26 protein-coding genes, 1 tRNA gene and 1 pseudogene are annotated in these 24,176 nt (G+C 70.6%); 13 read left to right on the top strand and 15 right to left on the bottom strand.

Going from position 1 to position 24,176, the window contains the following annotated elements:
• The first annotated feature begins 18 nt into the window (after nucleotides 1-18).
• The gene (locus IE318_RS32195; RefSeq protein WP_189906022.1) at nucleotides 19-996 is read left to right on the top strand and encodes a MerR family transcriptional regulator; all 978 of its coding nucleotides are present in this window, start codon (nucleotides 19-21) and stop codon (nucleotides 994-996) included.
• Between the two features lie 43 nt (nucleotides 997-1,039).
• On the opposite strand, the gene IE318_RS32190 is transcribed toward IE318_RS32195, so the two are convergent.
• Nucleotides 1,040-1,195: a DUF6131 family protein gene (locus IE318_RS32190; RefSeq protein ID WP_229903880.1), complete on the bottom strand. Its 156-nt coding sequence runs from the start codon at nucleotides 1,193-1,195 to the stop codon at nucleotides 1,040-1,042.
• A gap of 158 nt (nucleotides 1,196-1,353) precedes the next feature.
• On the bottom strand, nucleotides 1,354-1,734 hold the full coding sequence (locus tag IE318_RS32185; protein WP_189906011.1) for an STAS domain-containing protein: 381 nt from the start codon (nucleotides 1,732-1,734) through the stop codon (nucleotides 1,354-1,356).
• 127 nt (nucleotides 1,735-1,861) lie between these two features.
• On the opposite strand from IE318_RS32185, the gene IE318_RS32180 reads away from it, so the two are divergent.
• The 3 genes and pseudogenes from IE318_RS32180 (at nucleotide 1,862) to IE318_RS32170 (ending at nucleotide 3,443) form a co-directional block, all read left to right on the top strand.
• On the top strand, nucleotides 1,862-2,266 hold the full coding sequence (locus IE318_RS32180) for a helix-turn-helix transcriptional regulator (protein ID WP_078916930.1): 405 nt from the start codon (nucleotides 1,862-1,864) through the stop codon (nucleotides 2,264-2,266).
• A 26-nt stretch (nucleotides 2,267-2,292) separates the two neighbouring features.
• Nucleotides 2,293-2,713: pseudogene (locus tag IE318_RS32175) on the top strand (tyrosine-type recombinase/integrase); the annotation flags it as partial.
• A 319-nt stretch (nucleotides 2,714-3,032) separates the two neighbouring features.
• Complete coding sequence (locus tag IE318_RS32170) at nucleotides 3,033-3,443, top strand: gas vesicle structural protein GvpA (protein WP_189906009.1); 411 nt, start codon at nucleotides 3,033-3,035, stop codon at nucleotides 3,441-3,443.
• Between the two features lie 231 nt (nucleotides 3,444-3,674).
• Here the strand turns inward: IE318_RS32170 and IE318_RS32165 are convergent, their stop codons facing one another.
• Nucleotides 3,675-3,956: a hypothetical protein gene (locus IE318_RS32165; protein ID WP_189906007.1), complete on the bottom strand. Its 282-nt coding sequence runs from the start codon at nucleotides 3,954-3,956 to the stop codon at nucleotides 3,675-3,677.
• Between the two features lie 18 nt (nucleotides 3,957-3,974).
• Between IE318_RS32165 and IE318_RS32160 the strand changes: the two genes are divergently transcribed.
• Nucleotides 3,975-4,646, top strand: coding sequence for a site-specific integrase (locus IE318_RS32160; protein WP_189906005.1), 672 nt, complete (start codon nucleotides 3,975-3,977; stop codon nucleotides 4,644-4,646).
• A gap of 69 nt (nucleotides 4,647-4,715) precedes the next feature.
• Here IE318_RS32160 and IE318_RS32155 read toward each other — a convergent pair.
• Nucleotides 4,716-4,789 (bottom strand) — tRNA-Thr (locus IE318_RS32155).
• A gap of 250 nt (nucleotides 4,790-5,039) precedes the next feature.
• Between IE318_RS32155 and msiK the strand changes: the two genes are divergently transcribed.
• The 3 genes from msiK to IE318_RS32140 all read left to right on the top strand — a co-directional run bounded on the left by msiK (nucleotide 5,040) and on the right by IE318_RS32140 (nucleotide 7,989).
• Nucleotides 5,040-6,176, top strand: coding sequence for a diacetylchitobiose ABC transporter ATP-binding protein MsiK (msiK, locus tag IE318_RS32150; RefSeq protein ID WP_030164822.1), 1,137 nt, complete (start codon nucleotides 5,040-5,042; stop codon nucleotides 6,174-6,176).
• A 252-nt stretch (nucleotides 6,177-6,428) separates the two neighbouring features.
• Nucleotides 6,429-6,878, top strand: coding sequence for a hypothetical protein (locus IE318_RS32145; protein ID WP_189906003.1), 450 nt, complete (start codon nucleotides 6,429-6,431; stop codon nucleotides 6,876-6,878).
• 379 nt (nucleotides 6,879-7,257) lie between these two features.
• Complete coding sequence (locus IE318_RS32140; RefSeq protein ID WP_030164816.1) at nucleotides 7,258-7,989, top strand: nucleotidyltransferase family protein; 732 nt, start codon at nucleotides 7,258-7,260, stop codon at nucleotides 7,987-7,989.
• A 103-nt stretch (nucleotides 7,990-8,092) separates the two neighbouring features.
• Here IE318_RS32140 and IE318_RS32135 read toward each other — a convergent pair whose 3' ends face one another.
• From IE318_RS32135 to IE318_RS32105, 7 genes are all read right to left on the bottom strand, one after another.
• Nucleotides 8,093-9,937 (bottom strand): DoxX family protein, encoded by a 1,845-nt coding sequence (locus tag IE318_RS32135; RefSeq protein ID WP_229903878.1) that lies wholly within the window; start codon nucleotides 9,935-9,937, stop codon nucleotides 8,093-8,095.
• A gap of 152 nt (nucleotides 9,938-10,089) precedes the next feature.
• A complete protein-coding gene (gene rlmB, locus IE318_RS32130; RefSeq protein ID WP_030164808.1) occupies nucleotides 10,090-11,028 on the bottom strand; it encodes a 23S rRNA (guanosine(2251)-2'-O)-methyltransferase RlmB in 939 nt (312 codons plus the stop codon).
• A gap of 129 nt (nucleotides 11,029-11,157) precedes the next feature.
• A complete protein-coding gene (gene cysS, locus IE318_RS32125) occupies nucleotides 11,158-12,558 on the bottom strand; it encodes a cysteine--tRNA ligase (RefSeq protein WP_030164805.1) in 1,401 nt (466 codons plus the stop codon).
• Nucleotides 12,559-12,669: 111 nt separating this feature from the next.
• Nucleotides 12,670-13,074 carry a PPOX class F420-dependent oxidoreductase gene (locus tag IE318_RS32120; RefSeq protein WP_189906001.1) on the bottom strand — a complete coding sequence of 135 codons (405 nt, stop codon included), beginning with the start codon at nucleotides 13,072-13,074 and terminating at the stop codon, nucleotides 12,670-12,672.
• A 63-nt stretch (nucleotides 13,075-13,137) separates the two neighbouring features.
• Nucleotides 13,138-13,671, bottom strand: coding sequence for a 2-C-methyl-D-erythritol 2,4-cyclodiphosphate synthase (ispF, locus tag IE318_RS32115; RefSeq protein ID WP_189905999.1), 534 nt, complete (start codon nucleotides 13,669-13,671; stop codon nucleotides 13,138-13,140).
• The gene (gene ispD / locus IE318_RS32110; protein ID WP_030164795.1) at nucleotides 13,661-14,449 is read right to left on the bottom strand and encodes a 2-C-methyl-D-erythritol 4-phosphate cytidylyltransferase; all 789 of its coding nucleotides are present in this window, start codon (nucleotides 14,447-14,449) and stop codon (nucleotides 13,661-13,663) included. The genes ispF and ispD overlap by 11 nt, the downstream gene beginning before the upstream one ends.
• A 328-nt stretch (nucleotides 14,450-14,777) precedes the next feature.
• Nucleotides 14,778-15,260, bottom strand: coding sequence for a CarD family transcriptional regulator (locus tag IE318_RS32105; RefSeq protein WP_003953493.1), 483 nt, complete (start codon nucleotides 15,258-15,260; stop codon nucleotides 14,778-14,780).
• Between the two features lie 804 nt (nucleotides 15,261-16,064).
• Here IE318_RS32105 and IE318_RS32100 point away from each other — a divergent pair.
• Complete coding sequence (locus tag IE318_RS32100; RefSeq protein WP_189905997.1) at nucleotides 16,065-16,769, top strand: copper chaperone PCu(A)C domain-containing protein; 705 nt, start codon at nucleotides 16,065-16,067, stop codon at nucleotides 16,767-16,769.
• Nucleotides 16,770-16,937: 168 nt separating this feature from the next.
• Here the strand turns inward: IE318_RS32100 and phoP are convergent, their stop codons facing one another.
• Together phoP and phoR are read right to left on the bottom strand one after the other, a co-directional pair.
• A complete protein-coding gene (gene phoP / locus IE318_RS32095; RefSeq protein WP_467163958.1) occupies nucleotides 16,938-17,609 on the bottom strand; it encodes a two-component system response regulator PhoP in 672 nt (223 codons plus the stop codon).
• Between the two features lie 5 nt (nucleotides 17,610-17,614).
• Nucleotides 17,615-18,913 carry a two-component system sensor histidine kinase PhoR gene (gene phoR, locus IE318_RS32090; protein WP_189905995.1) on the bottom strand — a complete coding sequence of 433 codons (1,299 nt, stop codon included), beginning with the start codon at nucleotides 18,911-18,913 and terminating at the stop codon, nucleotides 17,615-17,617.
• Nucleotides 18,914-19,105: 192 nt separating this feature from the next.
• On the opposite strand from phoR, the gene phoU reads away from it, so the two are divergent.
• The 3 genes from phoU (at nucleotide 19,106) to IE318_RS32075 (ending at nucleotide 20,800) form a co-directional block, all read left to right on the top strand.
• Nucleotides 19,106-19,795 carry a phosphate signaling complex protein PhoU gene (gene phoU / locus IE318_RS32085; RefSeq protein ID WP_030164784.1) on the top strand — a complete coding sequence of 230 codons (690 nt, stop codon included), beginning with the start codon at nucleotides 19,106-19,108 and terminating at the stop codon, nucleotides 19,793-19,795.
• A 98-nt stretch (nucleotides 19,796-19,893) separates the two neighbouring features.
• Nucleotides 19,894-20,049, top strand: a complete 156-nt coding sequence (locus tag IE318_RS32080) for a hypothetical protein (RefSeq protein WP_189905993.1) — start codon at nucleotides 19,894-19,896, stop codon at nucleotides 20,047-20,049.
• Between the two features lie 241 nt (nucleotides 20,050-20,290).
• Complete coding sequence (locus IE318_RS32075) at nucleotides 20,291-20,800, top strand: lamin tail domain-containing protein (RefSeq protein WP_229903877.1); 510 nt, start codon at nucleotides 20,291-20,293, stop codon at nucleotides 20,798-20,800.
• A 112-nt stretch (nucleotides 20,801-20,912) separates the two neighbouring features.
• Here the strand turns inward: IE318_RS32075 and IE318_RS32070 are convergent, their stop codons facing one another.
• Both IE318_RS32070 and IE318_RS32065 read right to left on the bottom strand, forming a co-directional pair.
• Nucleotides 20,913-21,779, bottom strand: coding sequence for a tetratricopeptide repeat protein (locus IE318_RS32070; RefSeq protein ID WP_189905989.1), 867 nt, complete (start codon nucleotides 21,777-21,779; stop codon nucleotides 20,913-20,915).
• Between the two features lie 146 nt (nucleotides 21,780-21,925).
• The gene (locus IE318_RS32065; protein WP_030164778.1) at nucleotides 21,926-22,687 is read right to left on the bottom strand and encodes a phosphoglyceromutase; all 762 of its coding nucleotides are present in this window, start codon (nucleotides 22,685-22,687) and stop codon (nucleotides 21,926-21,928) included.
• 184 nt (nucleotides 22,688-22,871) lie between these two features.
• On the opposite strand from IE318_RS32065, the gene IE318_RS32060 reads away from it, so the two are divergent.
• Nucleotides 22,872-24,149, top strand: a complete 1,278-nt coding sequence (locus IE318_RS32060) for an MDR family MFS transporter (RefSeq protein ID WP_189905987.1) — start codon at nucleotides 22,872-22,874, stop codon at nucleotides 24,147-24,149.
• Nucleotides 24,150-24,176: the final 27 nt, after the last annotated feature.

The raw sequence follows: 24,176 nt of genomic DNA, 5'->3' as shown, positions 1-24,176 counted from the left end.
TCTCATCCCCACGACCACATCAACGAGCGGACAAGCCGACAGTCACATGATCAACAGCCTTTTGTTAGAGCCAGTTACTCGATCGGTGAGCTGGCTCGGCGCACCGGGCTGACGGTCAAAAAGATCCGGTTCTATTCCGACCGCGGCATCGTGACGCCGGCCGAGCGCACCCCCGCCGGATACCGCCGCTACGGCCCGGAGGCCGTCGCTCGTCTGGCCCTCGTCCGGACTCTGCGCGAGCTCGGCCTCGGCCTCGACGTGATCCGGCGTGTCACGAACCAGGAACTCACGCTCGGCCAAGTCGCCGCCGAACATGCCGCCGCCTTGAACGCGCAGATCAGCATCCTGCGTCTGCGGCAAGCAGTGCTGACCGCCGCGGCCGGACGCGAGCCCACCTTCGAGGAGATGGAACGCATGCACCAGCTGGCCACGCTGTCCGAAGCCGAGAGGCGCCGCCTGATCGGCGAATTCCTCGATGCGGTCTTCGACGGCCGGCACACCATGTCCGGCCGAGCCGGCGTACGGCGCTCCATGACCCCTGAGCTGCCCGACAGCCCCACACAGGAACAGGTCGAGGCATGGGTGGAGCTGGCGGAGATGTCCCTGGACCCCGGCTTTCGCGACGTCATGCGAAGCCTGGTCGAAGACCACATGGCCGATCTGCCCGACGGCGCCGGCACGCCACCCCGCCCGGACGTCGTCGCCGTCGCCCGCGAACTCGTGCAAGCGGCCGTGAGCTCCGGAATCAGCCCCGACTCACCGCAGGCCGATCCCGTGGTCGCGACGCTCACCACGCAGTGTGCGCTCGCCGCCGGCCGCACCGACGACGCCCAGCCGCATCACTGGCTGTTGCACCGGCTGGAAGCCGCGAGCGACCCACGCAGGGACCGGTACTTCGACCGGCTCGCGGTGATCAACGACTGGCCGGCCCCGGAACCCCTGGCGCCACTGATCGACTGGTCCGTCCAGGCCCTGCGGGCGCGAGCGGCCCGCTGACGAGCGTTGCCGGAAGGGGCTCACAGGCCGACATGATCTGGGGCTACCAGTAGTGGCGTCGGCCTCCGACCGCGTGCCCGATGGAGCCCAGGATGAAGAGGATCACTCCGATGACCAGCAGGATGATGCCGATGGTCCAGAGGATGGCGATGTTGAATATGAATCCGACGATGAGAAGGATCACGCCGAGGGCTATCACGGTGTCCTCCATTGTCGAAGAGTGTTCCTATTTATTACTTTCGCCCCAGAAGAGTACGCGCGCAAGGTGGTTCCCTACGGCTGTCGAACCGCTCACCCAGGGCTCGCCCAGTCGTCTCTTGGTACAGACCTTGTGCGCCCTGACCTGTGGAAGTGGACTCAGGAGGCAGCGGCGTCATCCACTGTCTCCCGTACCTCCAGGACGGCGTCGACTCCGGTGATCGCAAAGAGCCGCTGGAGCTGCTGTGGCGGCGCGGCCACGCGCAGGGTGCCCGCTTGGTGGGTGAGGATCAACAGATTGAGGAACGACGAGTCCGCGAAGACGACACCGGAGGCGTCCAGGACCACCTTCGGATGCTTCCTGGCGGCGGCGGCCAGTGCGTCCGCCAGAGGCGGGATCGAGTGCATGTCGTAGGAGCCGTGAGCGGCGACGACCCAGGCACCATGCCGTTCGTACTGAATCACCGTAACCTCCACGGCGTGCTCGTCGGCCCGACCTGACCACTGCTTCCCGCCGACGTCGCTCACGAGCTTTGGCATGTCAGCTTCATCCCAGGTCACCTTCAGGCCCCTTCCGTGACTCTTCATCGCGGTAGCGGTCAGCGAATACGTGAAAAGTATGTCACGTATCTAGGTTCAGGCAACGGTGTCCCCTAAAATGCAGGGCATGGTTGGAGTGCCCGAACCTCACACCGGATGGACGTTCATCACCAACCACGCGCGCGTGCTGGCAGCCATCGCCGACAACCCGAACGTTCGGATCCGCGAGATCGCCGCCCACTGCCGGCTCACGGAGCGCGCCGTCCAGCGGATCATCTCCGATCTCGAGCAGGGCGGTTACCTCTCCCACACGCGTGATGGGCGCACGAACACCTACCGCATCGAACCGGACAAGGTCCTGCGCCATCCGGCGGAAGCCGGCCTCTCCGTGGCCTCTCTCCTTTCCCTGCTCGTACAGGACGAGACCGAGCGCGTCAGCAACCCGGTTGCTCAGGTAGGGGCGCCTGCCGAGCATCGACGGCGAGAAGCAGACATGGATCGCCTGCTCAGGCGGCGTGTCGACCGTGAGTGACCGTACTCGACTGCGGCGGTAAAGAGCTCTACCCGGATACGACGAAGAGTCGGCGAGCACGGGTGATCCCCGTTCCACGGATGTGCGTGGCGCCACCTCGGTGGCAGCGCATCCGACAGGCCAGGCAGCGGGCCGCGCTCGGTGCGGAGTGACAACAGCGACCACGTGTTCACCACCCGCAACGGCCGGCCAGTCGAGCCGCGGAACCTGTACCGATCTTTCCTGCGGATCTCGGAGTCGGCCAGTCTCCCGCAGGGCCGTCTGCACGACACCCTGCACGGGTGCGCGTCCCTGCTCTTCGCGGCCGGTGGCGCCCCGCGCACCGTCATGGAGACCCTGGGGCACTCTCAGATCGCGGTGACCACGAACGTCTACACGCATGTGAGCGACGACACGCGACGGGAGGCAATGAGCCACATGGACCGGCTGCTCAAGCGGCGCCGGTAGAGGCGACTGCCGTCAGCCTCTGCCGTCAACGCCCCCGTGATGGGCGCGCCACTGCCCGGCCTCGCGTCCGATCATGCCCCCTGAAGGACCGCAGCCGCGCTCGGCGGGCGTCCCTCCAGTGCGAGGGACCCAGGGCACCCGCGGCACAGGCCCTGCCGAGGGCCGGGCCGACACGTCCCAACGCACGGTCCCAGTTTTATTCAGTCGGGTGGGGCTACTCGGTTCGGTTCGGCTGTGGCAGTCGCTTCCGTGGATCTCCTGCGGATCCGACCGCCGGGCGGGGTCGATGGGTCAGGGATGAGCAAGGGAGCTGGTCAGGGTGAGTGTGGTGGCAGCGCAGGGCGGGGGCGGGGGAGGTACCAGTGGCCTGTACGACGTACTGGAGCTGGTTCTCGACCGAGGGTTGGTGATCGACGCGTTCGTGCGGGTCTCCCTGGTCGGAATAGAAATCTTGAAGATCGATGTGCGGGTCGTGGTGGCGAGCGTGGATACCTACCTGCGGTTCGCCGAAGCGTGCAACCGCATGGACCTTGAGGCAGGGCCGCACAAGCCGGCCGGACTCCCGGAGATCGTCGGCGGCCAGCTCACCGGTTCCAGCAGTCAAGCCAAGACGAAGGGAGTTCTGTCCGGCGCTGCCCAGACCATCTCCGAGGCCTTCCAACAGGCGCGCGACGAGGGCCACGAGAGGGAAACCGAACGGCTGCGCCACCGCCGGGATGAGGAACGGTGAGCACCTACGTCTACGGCATCGGTCACAGCTGATTTCCTGAGGACACGGCCGGCAGCGGCGAGCCGCCACACCCGGTGCGCATGCTTCGGCAGCCCGCCGGTGCAGTCGCCCGGGACGGTCGGTCTACCCATCCCAGCGATTTGTTGCGGCCGGTGGCGGGAACTGTCCTGAGACGAGGTGGACTTGGACGAGGAGGTCGTCCCTATCCGGCGAGCAGCTGGTGTCCATCTCCTAGGAGGTACACGAGGACGACCCGAAGGCCGACAGGCCTGGCGCGAGAAGCAAGCCGCCGAGCGCGAGCAGTGGGAGTCGGCTGGCCGAGCCGGCCGAGTCGCAGTGCGATCCAGGCGGCCGTCTTGGGGCCCGTCCGGGCCGTGTGAAGGCTTCGATGTCCGGGCGCCGGGTGAAGTCGGCGCTCTCGATGACGGCTCGGGTCTCGTCGCTGAGGTCGGCGGCGCTCTCCGGTGCGACGACGAGGGCGTCGAGTCGGGTGTCGCATGTCACCAGGTACATGGGCTGGCTCCGTCGGAGGTGGATGGCTGGGTTGGTCGGCTGGACGGCAAGGCGTCAGGTGGTGCGGCCTCGGGCTCGGGGCCGCGCCCCGAGGGGCTGCGCCAGGCGTGGCAGGACGCCAAGGACGCCTTGAAGGAAGCCCGCGCCCTGCCCACGCACGTCGCCGGCCCCGGCACGCAGGTCCGGATGCGCAGCACTCTCTCCGGCGCCCTGGACGACGCCGTGACCGAGAAGCTGATCTCCGAGAACTGGACGAAGGGTGTCGTCCTTCCTGAGTACGTCCGCCCCAGGCCGCTCGTGTGGACACCGGCCCGGATCGAGGCGTGGCGTCAGACCGGCGAAAAGCCCCGCAAGGTCATGGTGAGGATGCCCGAGCAGACCGGCGAGTTCCTGGACGCCGTCGGCGGGCACCGCCTGTACCCGATGTTCCACCTGATGATCTTCCGAGTACTACGCCGCGGCGAGGCCGCCGGCCTGCCGTGGGCCGAGACCGACCTCGTCCGTGCTGCCGCAGTTCGAGGACGCCCAGGCCGAGGCTCCCGCTCGCTCTGGTCCCGCGCAGGTCCCCGGCGCACCGCGACGTCGCACACAAGCCGGCCACGGAGGACGCCGCCCCGTCGGCCGAGAATCCCGGCGACGTTCCCAGCGAGGACGCCGCCTGACGGCTCGTTCCCACGGCGTTCCCATTGACGCTCAACAGGCCCACCGGAGACGGTCTCCGATGGGCCTGTTTGATGCTCCGACACAGGTCGGAGAGGGAGCCCCCTGTCGGATTCGAACCGACGACCTTCGCTTTACAAGAGCGGCGCTCTGACCAGCTGAGCTAAGGAGGCCTGCACGCGCCTACCGCGTGCGTGCCTGTGCAGTGTACCCACGTCCCGGTGCGGGCCCGTCGAAAATTTCCGCGAAGTTCACAGGCCCTCAAGTGCTGACAGACCAGGTGAACGCCAGGTACCGTCCTGTGCCAGTTCACCTGTGTGGACTAAACCACAACGGAACCACGCGGAAACACCCGTAGTGGCACCACCTTCCTACAACGGATCGTCCGGCACGTTCCTGCCGGTAGAAGGGGGCCCATTCACCATGGCCACTGTCACGTTCGACAAGGCGACCCGGATCTACCCGGGTTCCGACAAGCCCGCCGTCGACGGCCTCGACATCGACATCGCGGACGGCGAGTTCCTCGTCCTGGTCGGCCCGTCCGGTTGCGGAAAGTCCACCTCGCTGCGGATGCTCGCGGGCCTGGAGGACGTCAACGGCGGCGCCATCCGGATCGGTGACCGCGACGTCACCCACCTGCCGCCGAAGGACCGGGACATCGCCATGGTGTTCCAGAACTACGCGCTGTACCCGCACATGACCGTCGCCGACAACATGGGCTTCGCGCTCAAGATCGCCGGCGTCAACAAGGCGGAGATCCGGCAGAAGGTCGAGGAGGCCGCGAAGATCCTCGACCTCACGGAGTACCTGGACCGCAAGCCGAAGGCGCTCTCCGGTGGTCAGCGTCAGCGTGTCGCCATGGGCCGCGCCATCGTCCGTGAGCCGCAGGTCTTCCTCATGGACGAGCCGCTGTCCAACCTGGACGCCAAGCTCCGCGTCTCGACCCGTACGCAGATCGCCTCGCTGCAGCGCCGTCTCGGCATCACCACCGTCTACGTCACCCACGACCAGGTCGAGGCCATGACGATGGGCGACCGCGTGGCGGTCCTCAAGGACGGTCTGCTCCAGCAGGTCGACTCTCCGCGCAACATGTACGACAAGCCGGCCAACCTCTTCGTCGCCGGCTTCATCGGCTCGCCCGCCATGAACCTGATCGAGGTGCCGATCACCGACGGCGGTGTGAAGTTCGGCAACAGCGTGGTGCCGGTCAACCGGGACGCGCTCAAGGCCGCCGCCGACAAGGGCGACCGCACCGTGACCGTGGGTGTGCGCCCCGAGCACTTCGACGTGGTCGAGCTGAACGGCGGCGCCGCCGCGTCCCTCTCGAAGGACAGCGCGGACGCCCCGGCCGGCCTCGCCGTCTCCGTGAACGTCGTCGAGGAGACCGGCGCCGACGGCTACGTCTACGGCACCGTCGAGGTCGGCGGCGAGCGCAAGGACCTGGTCGTCCGCGTCAGCAGCCGTTCGGTCCCGGAGAAGGGTTCCACGCTGCACGTCGTGCCGCGGCCGGGCGAGATCCACGTGTTCTCGACCTCGACGGGCGAGCGGCTCACCGACTGACGCCGCCGAAGCTGCCGCCTTCCGGCTGAAACCTCGGGACAACCCCGGGCGATTCACCCCGGTTGGCGACTGTTGACGAGAAGGGCCCCGCGACCTGCCGCGGGGCCCTTCTCGTCGTCCCCGAAATACCCCGGCGCACAGGACATTTCGAGCAGTGTGCGTCAACACGTCACCCGGAAAAAGGGCCGTCCCCGTCCCTCGAAGAGGTGACTAAATGTCGCCAAATCATTACCGAGCGATACGCTCCCTCGCGTGAAGCACTCCACCACCCAACCCACGCGACGCGGCCGGGGCCCCGCCCGCCGGATCGGCCGCACGCTCGCCCTCGTCCTGCCCGTCGTCCTGGTGCTCTCCGGGACCCTCGCGGTCACCCGAGTCAACTGGTCGGGGAACCCCTCGAACTCGGTGCTCACCGCGTCCGACGCGTCCGCGGCCGATGTCGCCGGCCACGCCCGCGCCCCGCAGGACGTGCTGCGCGACCAACTGCTGACCGAGCTGCAGGAGAAGAACCCGGGCGTCGCGCTGACCCACCTCCAGGAAGCGGTCAACGGCCGCCCGTCGCTGGCCCGGCACTGCGCCTCGATCGCGCGCACCCTCGGCCGCGCGGCGGTCCGCATCTACGGCCCGTCCCGCGCCCAGTCCTACGCCCGCCCCGTCTGCGACACCTCCTTCGCCTCCGGCGTCCTGACAGCCCACAGCTGAGCGGGGACGACGGCACGGGGCGGCTCCGTCGCCCCGGCCGCCCCGGCTGACCCGGCCGGGCGCCGCACGGGCCCCGGGCGGTTGTGCCGGGCGGTCCCGCCGCCCATGGGCCGTGTCGGCTCGCCGCCGCAGGTCCTCACGCAAGGCCGCGCAGGGCCTCGCTGCCCGCCGGGCGCCGGACCGGCCGCCCGGGCCTCGTCCTCGTCGGCCGACGGGGTGATGCCCGTGGGGCATCAGGGGCCCGTGCGGTCCTCACCCACCGTGGCCCCACCCGCACGAACCCGGCGGGAAGGGCCTCGGCCGCCCCGGAGAGCGAGGCGCCCTGCGCTCCGCCCCGGGGCGGTCGGTCACGTGGTGGGGCGGGACGTACAGTTCGGGCATGACCCATCCGAATGCGGCGTCCCGCCCCACTCAAGCCGTCGTCCTGGCCGGTGGCCAGGGGTCCCGGCTGCGCCCCTACACCGACGACCGGCCCAAGCCGATGGTCGAGATCCCCGGCACGGGCACCCCGATCATCGGCCACCAGCTCGTCTGGCTCGCCGAGGAGGGCGTCACGGACGTGGTGGTCTCCTGCGGTCATCTCGCCGAGGTTCTTCAGGAGTGGCTGAAGTCGGCGGCGCTGCCCGTCAACGTGACCACCGTCGTGGAGTCCGAGCCGCTCGGCCGTGGCGGCGGTCTGCGGTTCGCGGCCGCTCACCTGCCGCACCCGGAGAGGCCCTGGTACGCCACCAACGGCGACATCTGGACCCGTTTCTCGCTGCGGGACATGGCGGACTTCCACACCGAGCGGGACGCGGTCGCGACCCTCGCGCTGGCCCGCCCGCGCCTTCCGTGGGGCGCCGTGCAGACGGACGGCTTCGGCCACATCACGGACTTCATCGAGGCCCCGCCGTCGACCGTCGAGGTCAACGCGGGCGTCTACGTCTTCTCCCCCGAGTTCGCCGGACTGCTCCCGGAACGCGGCGACCACGAGCGCACCACGTTCCCGCGGCTGGCCCGCGAGCGCCGGCTGGCCGGCTTCCCGATCCCGCAGGGCGCCTACTGGCGTGCCATCGACACCGCGAAGGACCTGACGGAGGCCGCGAAGGAGCTCGACGCTCAGGGGCGGTGACCTGGTGAACCACGACCGGTGAACCACGAGAAGGGCCCCGCACCGTCAGGTGCGGGGCCCTTCTCGTCCGTCGTCCGCGTGGGGGTGCGGGTGCGGGACCGGGTCAGCCCAGCAGGCCGCCCACCAGGCCCGGCTGCCCGGAGGAGGAGCCGCCGCCGTCGGAGCCGCCCGAGCCGGAGCCGCCGGCCGATCCCGCGCCGCCGCTCGCGGTGCCCCCGGAGGTCGGGCCCGAGCTGGTGCTGGGCGCCTGCTGCACCGGGGAGGAGTGGCGCGGCGGCACCTGGCCGGTGCCCTGGGTCTGGCTGGGGGAGCCGCCGGTGGCGGTGCCGCTCTCCCGGGTCCTGCCCGGTGTCGTCGCGGGGCTGCCGGAGGGACCCGCCGACGCGCCCCGGTGGCTCGGCGAGGTCGAGGCCGACGGGGACTTCTGGTTCCCCTGCCGGTCGCCGGACCGGTCGGGGAGCGGCGAGCCGGGCAGTTCGTTGCGCGGGGCCTCCCCGGGCCCGGGCACGACCACGCGGTCGGCGTCGCGCACCGCACCGCCGAGCAGCGAGCCGACGAGCAGGGTGAGGCCGGTGACGAGCACCGTGAGCAGGGCGCCGCGGCGCAGCACGAACCGGCGCAGTGCCCAGATGTCGGAGCGCGGGCCGAGCCGCCGCCAGGCGGACGCGGCGAGCCGGCCGTCGATGGAGTACACGGGGGCGCCCGCGATGATCAGCGGGGACCAGGCGGCGAGGTAGATGATGTCCGGGGCGTCGTAGACGGGTACGGTCCGCCAGCTGACCGTGACGATCAGCGCGGCCGAGAGCAGCGCCCCGACCACCGCGGCGACCCGCTGCCAGCAGCCCAGGACCGTCAGGACACCGACGATGACCTGGAGGAAGGCGATGACCAGGCCGGAGCCGACCGGGTGCTGGAGCGCGAACTGGCGCAGCGGCTCGGCGACTTCCCAGGGGTGCAGCGCGTTGAGCCACTTGACCATGGAGCCGCGTTTGCCGCCGTCGAAGTAGAGCGGGTCGCACAGCTTGCCCATGCCGGCGTAGACGGAGACGAAGCCGAGGAAGATGCGCAGCGGGAGCAGGACGACGCCGAGGTTCATCCGGCGGCCCGGGTAGTAGGCGTGGCGTGCCGGGTCTTCGCCGTGCCGTCTGCCGCGCCGGCGCTCGTCCCCGGCGGCCGGGTCGTCGTAGGCGTCGTGGTCACCGGGGCGGAAGTCCGCGAGGCCGTCCTCCGCGAAGTCGGCGCCCGGGTGGTCGTCGTCCGCGAAGTCGTCGGGGTCGTAGGGCGGTTGGCCGTACGGCGGCCGGGCGTACGCGGAGTGGTCGTAGGGCGGTGTGCCGGCGCCCGGCTCCGCGTACCCGGTGCGGCCGTACGCCGCTTCGCCGTACGCGGACTCCTCGTACGCGCCGCCCGCGGGCCGCATGTGCGGCAGCAGTCGGGTCTCGCCGGGTTCGGGGCCGCGCTGGGCGCCGACGACGGGGGTCTCCACCGTCCGGTCGAGGTCGTCGTAGGCGCCGGCGCCCGGGCCGTAGCCGGGTGCGGGGTCGACGCGCGGGATGACCTGTGTGGCCCCGGGGTCGGCGGAGTGCTCCTCGGCGTGCCGCACGCTGCCGCTGCGCACGGCCTGGAGCAGCCGGTGGGCGCCGGTGTCGTCGGGGGCGGACCTGCCGGTCCAGACGACCGGGCGGCGGTGGGGCGCACCCTGGGCCCGGCCCGCCGCGCCGACGACCGGCATACGGGCGGTGTTGTCGGTGGCGCTCAGATGCGGGGCGATCCGCAGGGACCGGGTGCGCCGCGAAGCGGCGCCCAACTGCACGCGGAAGCTCGCGTGAGTGACGATGACCTGCGCCGGATCGCTCGGCACCTTCACCATGCTCAGCGCGGGAGCGTCGTCGTATCCCGACGAGCGGTCCCCCGTGGGTGTGCGGGGTGTTCTGGTGTCCACACTCATCTAACCGAGTGACGAGGAGTTAGGACACTGCCTTGACCCGTCGGATCTGTCCGGGCCGCGTCAAGGTTGCACCGAACGCCCGGTCTTACCCGGGTGGGTGAATACGCGGACCTTTGTTCGACATCTGCTACCGGCCGGGGGCCGGCCCTCGCTCAGCCGCGCCGGCGCGCCGCCTCGTAGAGCACGACCCCAGCCGCCACACCGGCGTTCAGCGACTCCGCCCCGCCCGGCATCGGGATCCGCACCCGGAAGTCGCAGGTCTCGCCGACGAGCCGGGACAGGCCCTTGCCCTCGCTGCCGACGACGATGACGACCGGGCCCTCCAGGGCGTCCAGGTCGCCCAGTTCGACCTCGCCGTCCGCGGCCAGGCCGACGACCGTGACACCCGCCTTCTTGTACGCCTCCAGGGCGCGCGTGAGGTTGGTGGCGCGGGCCACGGGCGTACGGGCGGCCGTACCGGCGGAGGTCTTCCAGGCGCCCGCGGTCATGCCGGCCGCGCGCCGCTCGGGGACGACCACGCCGTGCCCGCCGAAGGCGGAGACGGAGCGGACGACCGCGCCGAGGTTGCGCGGGTCGGTCACCCCGTCGAGGGCGACGATCAGCGGGTCCTCGCCGGCGTCGGCGGCGGCGTCGGCCAGGTCCTCGGGGTGGGCGTACTCGTACGGCGGGACCTGGAGGACCAGGCCCTGGTGGTTGAGCCCGTTCGTCATCCGGTCCAGCTCGGGACGCGGCGCCTCCATGAGGTTGATGCCGCCGCGCTCGGCCGCGAGCTGCAGCGCCTCGCGGACGCGCTCGTCGTTGTCGATGAACTGCTGGACGTACAGCGTGGTGGCGGGCACGCCCTCGCGCAGCGCCTCGACGACCGGGTTGCGGCCGACCACCAGCTCGGCGGACGACTTGCCGGCACCGCGGCGCTGCGGGCGCCCCTGGGTGCGGCGGGTCTTCGCCTGGGCGGCGCGCTGCTTGGCGTGTCCCTTGCGCATCTCGGCGGGGGGCGTGGGGCCCTTGCCCTCCAGGCCCCGGCGCCGCTTGCCGCCGCTGCCGACCTGCGCGCCCTTCTTGCCGGACATGCGGCGGTTGTTCGCGGCCATGACCTACCTGTCTCTTCCAACTTGCCGAACTTGCGTACGTACGTCTATGAAGTGTGCCGCCCGGACGACCGGGCGGCACAGTCGATCTTCCCCGGCTCTTCGCCGGTGCCCCACCGGCCCCCGGCCGGCTCAGCGGGGGCCGAGGCTCCAGCGGGGGCCCTGCGGGCTGTCCTCGATGACCAGTCCGGACTGGTTGAGCTGGTCGCGGATGGCGTCCGCCGTCGCCCAGTCCTTGCGGGCGCGGGCGGCCTCGCGCTGGTCCAGCACCATGCGGACCAGGGAGTCGACCACCCCGTGCAGGTCCTCGCCGCGGTCGCCGTCCTCACCGGCCCAGTGCTCGTCGAGCGGGTCGAGGCCGAGAACGCCGAGCATGGCCCGCACCTCGGCGAGCCGGGCCACGGCGGCCTCCTTGTCGTCGGCGGCCAGCGCGCTGTTGCCCTGCCGGACGGTGGTGTGGACGACCGCGAGCGCCTGCGGGACGCCCAGGTCGTCGTCCATCGCCTCGGCGAATGCGGGCGGCACCTGCGCGGACGGCTCCACCGGCCCGGCCTTCTCCACCACGCGCTGGATGAAGCCCTCGATCCGGGCGAACGCGGACTCGGCCTCGCGCAGCGCGTCCTCGCTGTACTCGATGGTCGAGCGGTAGTGGGGCGTGCCGAGGTAGTACCTGAGCACGATGGGCCGCCACTGCTTGACCATCTCGGAGACGAGCACCGAGTTGCCCAGCGACTTGGACATCTTCTCGCCGCTCATGGTGACCCAGGCGTTGTGCACCCAGTACCGGGCGAACTCGTCGCCGTAGGCCTTGGCCTGGGCGATCTCGTTCTCGTGGTGCGGGAAGACCAGGTCCAGGCCGCCGCCGTGGATGTCGAAGGCGGAGCCGAGGTACTTGTGCGCCATGGCCGAGCACTCCAGGTGCCAGCCGGGGCGCCCGCGTCCCCACGGCGTCTCCCAGTCGGGCTCGCCGGGCTTGGCGGCCTTCCACATGGCGAAGTCGCGCGGGTCGCGCTTGCCGGTGATGCCCTCCTCGGCGGGCTGCCGCAGCTCGTCCAGGTCCTGCTTGGACAGCTCCAGGTAGGAGGGCCAGGAACGGACGTCGAAGTAGACGCTGCCGTCGGCCTCGTAGGCGTGCCCGCGCTCGATGAGCCCGCGCATCATCTCGATCATCTCGGGGACGTGACCGGTGGCGCGGGGCTCGTAGGTGGGCGGCAGGCAGCCGAGCGCGGCGTAGCCGTCGTCGAAGGCGCGCTCGTTGGCGTAGCCGATGGACCACCAGGGGCGGCCCTGCTCGGCGGCCTTGTTGATGATCTTGTCGTCGATGTCGGTGACGTTGCGGACGAACGTGACGTCGTAGCCGCGGTAGGTCAACCAGCGGCGCATGATGTCGAAGTTCAGCCCCGACCGGATGTGCCCGATGTGCGGGGCCGCCTGCACGGTGGCGCCACACAGGTAGATCGAGACGCAACCCGGCTTGAGCGGGGTGAAGTCACGGATCTGCCGGGCGCTGGTGTCGTACAGGCGAATAGTCACCACTCCAGGGTAGTGGGCCGGGGGCAGTGCCTCGCGCCCCCTTGCCCACAAGGCCACGCTTTTGTGACCCGCCCGGTGAAGGACGTCCACGACCCGCCCCCGAGAGGGGCGTCACAGACTCCCGACGACCTTCCGCGGTGAGACCCGGACGATCACCCGCTCCGCGTCCTGCGAGGACGCCGGGTTGAACTCGGCGTACTTCTTGCCGGTGTACTTCAGGCTCAGCTCGTCGATGAGGTCCTGGGCGCCCTCCGTGGTCAGCTCGGCCGAGCCGCGGATCTCGGCGTACTCGTAGGGCGACTGCGGGTCCTGGACGACGATGCTGACGCGCGCGTCCCGGTCGAGGTTCTTCTTCTTGCGGCGGTCGACGGTGGTGGAGACGAGGAGGTCCTCGCCGTCCCGTTTCACCCACACCGGGGACAGCTGCGGGCTGCCGTCGGGCTGGATGGTGCCGAGCACGATGAAGACGGGACCGTCGAGCAGTGACTTGAGCCGGTCGGACAGGGCGGCGGGCATGGGGTACCTCCGTGACCTCGGTCAGTGTCGTCGCTGTGACTCTGCGGGTACCCTCGCACGCCGTCAGCTCACCCGCACCACGAGGGCCGTGGCCACCGCCATCAGACCCTCGCCCCGGCCGGGGAAACCGAGCCCGTCCGTCGTGGCGCCGGAGACGGACACCGGCGCGCCGGCCGCCTCGGACAGGATCTTCTGGGCCTCGTCGCGCCGCTTGCCGATCTTCGGGCGCGGGCCGACGACCTGCACGGCGACGTTCCCGATCCGGAAGCCCGCCTCGCGCACGATCCGCGCGGCCTCCGTCAGCAGCGTGACGCCGGACGCGCCGGACCACTCCGGGCGCCCGGTGCCGAAGTGCTGACCGAGGTCGCCCAGCCCGGCGGCCGAGAACAGCGCGTTGCACGCGGCGTGCGCGACGACGTCGGCGTCGGAGTGCCCGGCCAGGCCCGGCCCCTCGCCCTCCCACTTCAGGCCCGCGCACCACAGGTCGCGGCCGTCCTCGAAGGCGTGGATGTCGGTGCCGATGCCGACCTGGGGCAGCACCGGCTCCATCGGCTCCACCGGCTCACCCGGCTGCGTCCCGGGGGGTTCAGTAGCCATCGTTGAGCCTCCTGCGGGCGAGCACCGCCTCGGCGAGGACCAGGTCCAGCGGGCGGGTGACCTTGAAGGCCTCCTCGTGGCCGGGCACGGCCACGACCCGCTCGCCGAGCTGTTCGACCATGCTCGCGTCGTCGGTGACGTTGTCGGTGACCGTCGCGTGGGCGCGCACCAGCGTGGCCCGGTCGAAGCCCTGCGGGGTCTGCACGGCGCGCAGCAGGGCGCGGTCGGGCGTGGCGACCACCGGTTCGGGCTCGCCCGGCGCCGCGGCCGGCTCCACCTGCTTGACGGTGTCCGCGAGCGGCAGCGCCGGTACGACGGCGGGCGCCCCCTCCCGTACGGCCTCGATGACCGCGTCGACGGTGTCCACCGGGACCAGCGGGCGGGCGGCGTCGTGCACGAGGACGATGTCGTGACCGGGCGGCAGCGCCTCCAGGCCGAGCCGGACGGACTCCTGGCGGGACTCCCCGCCCGGCACGACCAGGAAGTCGGTCCTCCCCCAGCTGCCGCCGGGGGTGCCCCCGGGCAGCGCGTGCGCGTCGAGCAGCGACTTGACCTCGGCGGCGCCGTCGGGCGGGGCCACCACGACGACCAGGGAGACGGCGCGGGAGGCGGCCATGGCGCGCACCGCGTGGACGAGCATGGGGGTGCCGCCCAGCGTGCGCAGCGCCTTGGGGGCGCCCGGACCGAGGCGTACGCCCCGGCCGGCGGCCGGGATCACGGCGGCGACGGAGGTCCCGGGCTGGCCAGCCGGGGGCGAAGGGCGCGAATCGTCAGACATCGGTTCCTGTCAGGTTTGTTTGCCGGCCTGGCATGGGTATGGCCACACCGTGCCGGGCGCGACGCCTCGACCGGACCCTTCCGTGACCTCGGTCGAGCCGACTGCCCGGGCCCGGCACACAGTATCGGGGGACCCTCCCCCGCCGTACGGCATGGACGTCACGCGCGTGGGTCGAACAGCCGACCGCGTTATGCGCACAGCCGATGCCGCGGCCACGCGGGCACGAACATGCCGCAGCGCCCGGCGACTGAAATCGTGTCATCGGGCACCGCGGCATGTTCGGTGTGCTGAGTGGGCCTGAGAGGCGAGTTGTCGTCGTCGCCTCGCGTCAGGACGCGAGGACCTCGTCGAGCAGGGCCTCGGCCTTGTCCTCGTTCGTGTTCTCCGCGAGGGCGAGCTCGCTCACCAGGATCTGGCGGGCCTTGGCGAGCATGCGCTTCTCTCCGGCGGAGAGTCCGCGCTCGCGCTCGCGACGCCACAGGTCACGCACGACTTCCGCGACCTTGATGACATCGCCGGAGGCGAGCTTCTCCAGATTTGCCTTGTATCGACGCGACCAGTTCGTGGGCTCCTCGGCGTATGGCGCGCGCAGCACCTCGAAGACCCGGTCCAGCCCGTCCTGACCGACCACATCACGCACGCCGACGAACTCCGCATTGTCCGCTGGCACACGCACCGTCAGGTCACCCTGGGCGACCTTCAGCACCAAGTAGGTCTTGTCCACGCCTTTGATCTGGCGAGTTTCGATGGCCTCGATCAGCGCGGCCCCGTGATGGGGATAGACCACGGTGTCGCCAACCTTGAACGTCATGTGACAGGTACCCCTTCCGTGGCTATCCAGGGTAACACGGATACGGCGTCTTCTGAATGGCGTTTTCGCAGGTCAGGGCATATCTCGGGGCTTGACAACAGCAACCGGGACGTGCTTCGGAAGGGTCCGGCGGGCCAAGGGGAAGCAGGTATTCGCAGGTCGGAGGGGCTCTTCGCACGGGGTGAAACGCGTACGTTACACACATCCGGGCGCCCCGCCCAAACGGCTGAACGTCCCGTTTTGTCCGGTTCCATGTGCTCGACTTCCGCTACTCCGTTCGGTGCGCGGGGGGCGGCTCCGGGACGAATCCGGAATTGATCACGGTCGCGCCAGAACGGCCGGCCGGGCCGCTGGTGATCAATTCCGCGCCGACCACGCATTCCTTCGACCTTCCTTCGGGCTTCCTCCGGCCTTCCTTCCGTCTTCCTTCCATCTTCCTTCGCCTTCCTTCGTCTTCCTTCGCCGGAAATGCGGGGGAGCGGACGAGCGCGGATCACGGCGGCTATGCCACGAGGTAAGCCGACGGGTAAGCCCGCGGGTATGCAGGAGGGCGCTTACGTGAATGGCGGACGACCACGCGGCCAATGCGGGCGGAGAGGCACAGAGGGGCACAAGAGGAGGCGCATTGAGAGCGCTCCCCGTCCGCGCGTGGGAGCGGTGTCCGGGTGCCCGGCGGCGCTGAGGGGCGGGTCGGGTGCGGGGCCGTGGGAACGGCTCGGTAACCTAAGGCCGCTGACAGACGCTTAGGGCGGCCTTATAAGGGGGCCGCTCTGTACCGCCCACGTTCAAGGAGTTGCCGCCGCCGTGAGCAGCAGCCTTCGACGCGGCGCCCTCGCCGCCGCCGCCATCGCGTTCTCGATCGCCTCGCTCGCCGCCTGCGGCGCCGGCAACGATGCCCAGACGCTCGAAGTCAAGCCGGACAACGCGGCGACCACCGTCGGCGACATCAAGGTGCAGAACGCGGTGATCATCACGCAGCCCGGCACCCAGACCAAGGGCCCGGCCGTCGTCTCGGTGACCCTCTTCAACAACGGAATCAACCCTCAGACGCTGGACGCCATCCGCATCGACGGCGACGGCACCGCCCAGATCACGCCCGCCTCGGGCAAGGGCAAGCTGACCATCCCGGCCGGCGGCTCGGTGGTGCTCGGCGGCAAGGGCAACGCCTCCGCCGCACTGTCCAACCCCGGCTCGTCCGTGCAGGACGGCAATGCCCAGAAGATCACGTTCAGCTTCAGCAAGGCCGGTGACGTGAGCCTGCGCGCCTTCGTCGTCCCGGCCGAGAACTACTTCGACAAGTGGGGCCCGAGCAACATCCCGGCGGTCCCGGGTGCCCCGGCCGACGCGACCGCGACCACCTCCGCCGGCGCCTCTGGCAAGCCCGAGCAGTCGAAGTCGCCGTCGAACACGCCGAGCGGTACGGCCACGGCGTCGAGCTCGGCGGAGTCGGGCAGCGGCACGACGGCGAACCCGAGCGACTCGGCGTCCCAGTCGGCCGCCGGCCACTGACACCGGCCGACCACCCGTCCCGGACGCACCGAAGGGCGGCACCCTCACGAGAGAGGGTGCCGCCCTTCGCCGTAGCGCCGCGTACGGCGAAGGCACCCGTACACGGCCCACGGCACACCGCCTACGGCCCACAGCTCACCGCTCACGCCTCACACAGGCGTACGCGGCCTACGGCTCGAACTTGTAGCCGAGCCCCCGCACCGTCACCAGATACCGCGGCGCACCCGGGTCCGGCTCGATCTTGGCGCGCAGGCGCTTGACGTGGACGTCGAGCGTCTTGGTGTCGCCGACGTAGTCGGCGCCCCAGACGCGGTCGATGAGCTGCATACGGGTCAGCACGCGGCCGGCGTTGCGCAGCAGCATCTCCAGGAGGTCGAACTCCTTCAGCGGCAGGTCGACCTTGGAGCCGGAGACCGTGACGACGTGACGGTCGACGTCCATGCGGACCGGGCCCGCCTCGAGGGCCGCCGGGGCGACCTCCTCCGGCTCGCCGCGCCGGCGCAGCACCGCGCGGATACGGGCGACCAGCTCGCGGGAGGAGAAGGGCTTGGTCACGTAGTCGTCGGCCCCTATCTCCAGGCCGACGACCTTGTCGATCTCGCTGTCCTTCGCGGTCACCATGATCACGGGGACGTTGGAGCGGCCGCGCAGCTGGCGGCACACCTCCGTACCGGGCAGCCCCGGCAGCATCAGGTCGAGGAGGACGAGGTCGGCGCCGTTGCGCTCGAACTCGTCGAGTCCGTCGGGCCCCGTGGCCGCGACGGCGACCTCGAAGCCCTCCTTGCGGAGCATGTACGACAGGGCGTCGGAGAAGGACTCCTCGTCCTCGACGACGAGCACTCGGGTCACGGAAGGACCTCCGGGGCGGGAAGCGGTTCGTACGGTGTTGATGGTGATGACTCCGCGCGGTAGTGCGCGCGGGGCTGCCCGGCCTCGTCGTCGAAGCCGGGGTCGAGGTGTTGCTGGGCACGCTCGCGGTCGCGGGCCTCCCGGCCCGCCGCCGCCTCCGGCAGCCGCAGGGTGAAGGTGGAACCCTGACCCTCGGCGCTCCACACCGTGACCTCCCCGCCGTGCGAGGCGACCACGTGCTTCACGATCGCGAGACCCAGGCCGGTGCCACCGGTGGCACGTGAGCGGGCCGGGTCGACGCGGTAGAAGCGCTCGAAGATGCGCTCCTTGTCCTTGTCGGAGATGCCGATTCCCTGGTCGGTGACGGCGATCTCGATGAGGTCTCCGCCCGGCACGGTGATCCGGCGTGCGGCGATGCCGACGCGGGTACGGGCCGGGGAGTAGTTGACGGCGTTCTCGACGAGGTTGCCGAGCGCGGCGGCGAGCTGGCCTCGGTTGCCCCACACCCGCAGGTCCGCGGTGCCTCCGGCGGCCATGGTGATCTGCTTGGCGCCGGCCTGGTGGCGGCAGCGGTCGATGGCCTCGGCGACGAGTTCGTCGACGCGGACGGGCTCGGCGTCCTCCAGCGGGTCGTCGTTCTGCACCCGCGAGAGGTCGATGAGCTCCTGCACCAGGTTGGTGAGCCGGGTCGCCTCGATCTGCATGCGTCCGGCGAAGCGCTGCACGGCCTCGGGGTCGTCGGAGGCGTCCATGACGGCCTCGGAGAGCAGGGAGAGCGCGCCGACGGGCGTCTTCAGCTCGTGGCTCACATTGGCGACGAAGTCGCGCCGTACGGCCTCGATGCGGCGGGCCTCGGTCAGGTCCTCGACCAGCAGCAGCACCAGCCGCGACCCGAGCGGGGCGACCCGCGCGGAGACGGCGAGGGCCTCGCCGCGCCCGGTGCCGCGCCGGGGCAGGTCCAGCTCGACCTGCCGTATCTCCCCGTCCCGCCGGGTGTCCCGGGCCATCTGGAGCATGGGCTCGACGGAGAGCTTGCCGCCGCGCACGAGCCCGAGGGCGTAGGCGGCGGAGCTGGCCTTGACGACGGCGTCGGCCTCGTCGAGGACCACGGCCGAGGAGCGCAGCACCGACAGGACGGTGTCCACGCCGGGCGGGAGCACCGGGTCGGTGTGCAGCGAGGTGCGCGTCGGACGCTTCTGCTCTCGTTCACTGAAGCGGAACGCCAGCATGGCGATGACACCGGTGAGCACTCCGGCGATCGCTGCCGCTGCGGCGACCGCCGCGTTCACGTCCATGCCTCAAGGTTAGGCACGGGGTGCGACATGCCCACAGCCGTCAGCGTGCGACCTCGAACACTCGTCGCCCAGAGTTCACCTTGGGGCCAGTACTGGTTCATTTGGGGTGACGAAAACGGACGCGTAGGGGCCGGACCGTGGGAGCGTGGGGGTCAGGCAGCCCCGACGAGGACGCACGAGAGGGAACCGAAGATGCGGGACGCGTACCACGAGGAACTGGATTCGATCGGCGACGGTCTGGTGGAGATGGCCCGGCTGGTCGGGTCGGCGATCGGACGCGCCACGACCGCCATCCTCGACTCCGACCTGAAGCTGGCCGAGAGCGTGATCGAGGCCGACCAGAAGGTCGACGACCTCCAGCACGATCTGGAGGCCCGGGCCATAGCCCTGCTGGCCCGGCAGCAGCCGGTGGCGACGGATCTGCGGATCGTCGTCACCTCGCTCCGTATGTCCGCCGACCTGGAACGCTCGGGAGACCTGGCCCAGCACGTCGCCAAGCTGGCCCGGCTGCGCTTTCCGGAGCGCGCGGTCCCGCACGACCTGCACGCCACCATCCTGGAGATGGGCCAGCTCGCGCAGCGCCTGATGGCGAAGGCGGCCGAGGTGATCGTGACCAAGGACGTCGACCTGGCCCTCCAGCTGGAGCAGGACGACGACGAGATGGACCTGCTGCACCGCACCCTCTTCCAGCACCTGATCGACGACCGCTGGAAGCACGGCATCGAGACGGCGGTGGACGTCACCCTCCTCGGCCGCTACTACGAGCGCTACGCCGACCACGCGGTGGCCGTCGCCAAGCGCGTCGTCTACCTGGTCACCGGCGAACACGCCGACGACCTCCAGGCCGACATCCACCCGGTGACGGGGGTGGAGGGCGCGTAACGCTCCGGGACGGGCGCGTACGAGCCTCTGTGCGCCGTTGATGCGCCCGGCGGAACGGGCATGGAATGGGCACAGGCATCTGCCTAGAGGAGGGACCCATGGCCGAATCCCCCAGCATCGTGCCCGACCCCACACAGGACCGCGACACCGAGCAGCCCGCCGAGACCAGGAGCCTGCCGCTGCTCGCGGCCTGCGGCTGCGGCTCGGGCTGCGGCTGCGGCTGCCAGTCCGGCGGCCCCTGCCAGTGCGGCTGACCGACGAACACAGACACAGGGTCCCGGCACCGCGCCGGGACCCTGTGTCATGCCGGAGACCCTGAGCAGGAAATCCGACATTCATCCCCAACACACCAAAAACCGCGAACGTCACGGAACCGTCCGCAATTGGTAACACGGCGCGTGTAACGCCCGGGTTTGTCCACCGGACGGACAGGCTGTGCGCATGGCGTCCACCCCGGCCGCCACTCGGAACTACGCACACTCAGCAGGAGAGCCTGTGTCCGCTTCCGTTTCTGTGACCGCCCGCCGCCTGACCGCTGCCGCCGCCACGGCCGCAGCGCTGATCGGAGTGACGGCGCTGCCGGCGTCCGCCGCCGACCACCACCAGCGCTCGTACCGCCAGAGCGTCGTGATCAGCGGCGTGCACCTCGACCACCAGGCCCGCGACCACCGCTCCAACCGGGTCCTGAACAGGGAGTGGGTGGAGATCACCAACAACACCCGTCACGACGTCAACCTGAGCGGCTGGACGCTGTCCGACAGGCACGGCCACACCTACACGTTCCACCACTACCGCCTCGACGGCCGCGCCACGGTCCGCGTCCACACCGGCTACGGCCGTGACACCCGCACCGACCTCTACCAGGACCGCCGCACCCCGATCTGGGACCGGCACGCCGACACGGCCACCCTGCGCAACGACCACCACCGCGTCGTCGACCACATCGGCTGGGACAACACCCGCCGCGGCGACCGCGACGACCGTCGCCACGCACACCACCGCTGACACATCCGCAACACCAACAACGTCACCAACCACACCAAGCGACACGACAGCAAGGCCCCTGCCTCGGGTTCTCCCGATGGCAGGGGCCTTGCAACGCTCACTCCCCGCGGGCTCAACCAATCAGCTCGAGTCCGCTCCAACTGCGTTCGCCGCCCGCCGCCCACGCATCCAGCAGCTGCCGGGCCTCGGTCTCGGGGGCGGCCAGCCAGACCGTCTGTGAGCCGCCGTGTGCCCGCACGCCGCTCTCGTCCCAGTCGACCCGGCCCTTGCTGCAGCATGCGCACAGCATGTGGAAACTGCTCGCCGGCTCGGCGCCGAAGTCCTGCGCGAAGAATGAAGCCACCAGGGCGTCGACGTCGGATGCGTCCGCTGCGTTCACGGTCGCATGCAGCGTCGGCAGCGAGGAGGCCTCGAAGAGCAGCAACTCGTCGAAGACAGCGACGCTCTGGCCGTTGTACGTCCGCTCGCCTGTCGGCTCCCCGTCGTGCACGACGATCTCACCGAAGCGACGGCCCTTCGTGGCAGGGACGTTCATCACGCGTCCTCGCGTCGGGCAGAGCCGCTGGATCCAGACCACCTCGCGCTCGCCACCCGTGTCCAGCCGTACGCACGCCGGGCCGAAGGCGCCGTTGATCTCCCCCTCGCCCTCCGGCATCGGGATCCCGAAGCCCTCCCAAGCGTCACGGGCGGTCGCCCAGTCACGCTGGATCGTGGCAGCGACCCCCAGGTTCCAGAACGCCGGGTCCTGCTCGCCGCGCGGCGAGCGGGCGGCAGCCTCACGGCCGAGTTCGTAGGCCTTCGCCCAGTTACGCAGAAACTTGTACGCCAGTGCCGCGTCGTACCACCACACCGCACTGGGGCCCTCGTCCGGATAGTGAGCAAGCACCTGCTCGTACAGCTCGGCGGAACGCAGCCACTCCTCCGCCTCCCACATCTCGCGAGCCCGTTCCAGCAACTGCTTCGCCTCGGACTTCTCCACGCCCCTGCCCCTCCCTCTGACCAGGCAGGGAGTTTCGCACGACGACTGAAGGGGTGCCGGAAGGAGGTGGCCCAGAGACGGCCCACGGCCACCGAAAAGCCCCCTCCGGCGGAGAAACCGCAGGCAGGGGGCTTATCCGTGGGCGATTACTTCTTCTTGCCCTGGTTCTTGACCGCTTCGATGGCGGCCGCGGCTGCCTCCGGGTCGAGGTAGGTGCCGCCGGGGGTGAGGGGGCGGAAGTCGGCGTCGAGCTCGTAGGAGAGCGGGATGCCGGTGGGGATGTTCAGGCCGGCGATGTCGGCGTCCGAGATCTGGTCGAGGTGCTTGACCAGGGCGCGCAGGCTGTTGCCGTGGGCCGCCACCAGGACCGTGCGGCCGGTGAGGAGGTCGGGCACGATGGCGTCGAACCAGTACGGGAGCATGCGGGCGACGACGTCCTTCAGGCACTCCGTCTGCGGGCGCAGCTCCGGCGGGAGGGTCGCGTAGCGCGGGTCGGAGAACTGGGAGTACTCGGCGTCGCGGGCCAGCGGCGGCGGCGGGACGTCGTAGGAGCGGCGCCACAGCATGAACTGCTCCTCGCCGAACTCCTCCAGGGTCTGCGCCTTGTCCTTGCCCTGCAGCGCGCCGTAGTGACGCTCGTTCAGGCGCCAGGAGCGGTGGACCGGGATCCAGTGGCGGTCGGCGGCCTCGAGGGCGAGCTGGGCGGTGCGGATCGCGCGCTTCTGGACGGACGTGTGGACCACGTCGGGCAGCAGGCCGGCGTCCTTCAGCAGCTCACCGCCGCGGACCGCCTCCTTCTCGCCCTTGTCGTTGAGGTTGACGTCCACCCAGCCGGTGAACAGGTTCTTCGCGTTCCACTCGCTCTCGCCGTGGCGGAGGAGGATCAGCTTGTACGGTGCGTCGGCCATGTCTCTGAGCCTAATCCACGCATTCGGCCCCCTGCGCCGGTGCCCGGCAGGCGGACAGGGCCCGGTCCGGCAAGCTGTCCGGTGCCTCGTCAGTTGACTGGTTCTGTTAATCGAGTGGCCTTCCGGCAAGCCGTCCTCGTAAGTTGTGCTCACCGCTTGAGCCGCTTACATCCGGGGGTCCTCCATGTCGTCCGCCGCGCGTTTCAGACGTGCCGCCCGCGAGACCGTCTCCGGACTCCCCCGCGAGTTCTGGTGGCTGTGGACCAGCACGCTGGTCAACCGGCTCGGCGCCTTCGTCGCCACGTTCATGGCGCTGTATCTCACGCTCGACCGTGGTTACTCCGCCTCCTACGCCGGTCTCGTCGCCTCGCTGCTCGGGCTCGGCGGGGTCGTCTCCTCCCTCGCCGGCGGCGTGATGGCCGACCGGCTCGGGCGGCGGCCCACCCTGCTCGTCGCCCAGTCCTCCACCGCGATCTTCGTCGCGCTGCTCGGGTTCGTGCGGGACCCGGTGTCGATCGCCGCCGTCGCCTTCCTCGTCGGGATGGCGTCCAACGCCTCGCGCCCCGCGGTGCAGGCGATGATGGCCGACATCGTGCGGCCCGAGGACCGGGTCCGGGCGTTCTCGCTGAACTACTGGGCGATCAACCTCGGTTTCGCCGTCTCCTCCATGGGGGCCGGCTTCATCGCCGAGTTCAGCTACCTCGCCGGCTTCCTGATCGAGGCGGGGATGACGGCCGTCTGCGCCGTCGTCGTCTTCCTCAGGCTGCCCGAGTCCCGGCCGTCCGGTCCCGCCGCACGCGAGGCCAAGCAGGACGTCGGCCTGGGTACCGTGGTGCGCGACCGGCGCTTCATGGGCGTCGTCGGCCTGTCCTTCCTCGTCGCGCTCGTCTTCCAGCAGGGGTCGGTCGGCCTGCCCGTCGCCATGGGCCGGGCCGGGTTCACGCCCGCCGACTACGGCATGGCGATCGCGGTCAACGGCGTCCTGATCGTCGCCCTCCAGATCCCGGTCACCCGGCTCATCGAGCACCGGGACCCCAAGCGGCTGCTGGTCGTCTCGTCGCTGCTGGCCGGGTACGGGTTCGGGCTCACCGTCTTCGCCGGGTCGGTCGGCGTCTTCGCGCTCACCGTCTGCGTCTGGACCCTCGGCGAGATGATCAACGCGCCGACCCAGACCGGGCTCGTCGTCCGGCTGTCCCCGGTGCACGGGCGCGGCCGCTACCAGGGCGTGTACACCCTGTCCTGGTCCGTCGCCGCCCTCGTCGCCCCGCTGATGTCCGGCGCGGTCATCGACCACCTCGGCGCCGGGTGGCTGTGGGGCTCCTGCGCGGCCGTCGGCACGGCGGCCGGGATCGGCTACGGGGCCCTGATGCGGCGCCTGCCCGCCCAGGAGGACACGGCTGCGGAGACGGAGACGGTCGAGGCGGCGTCCGGCCCCGCCAAGCCCGAGGTCAGCGCGGCCTGAGCCGCCGTGGCAGGGCCAAGGGCGCCA

Origin of the sequence: Streptomyces spiralis, from assembly GCF_014654675.1 — a bacterium.
Taxonomy (GTDB): Bacteria; Actinomycetota; Actinomycetes; order Streptomycetales; family Streptomycetaceae; genus Streptomyces; species Streptomyces spiralis.
This window is presented reverse-complemented; position numbering and strand designations above follow the sequence as displayed.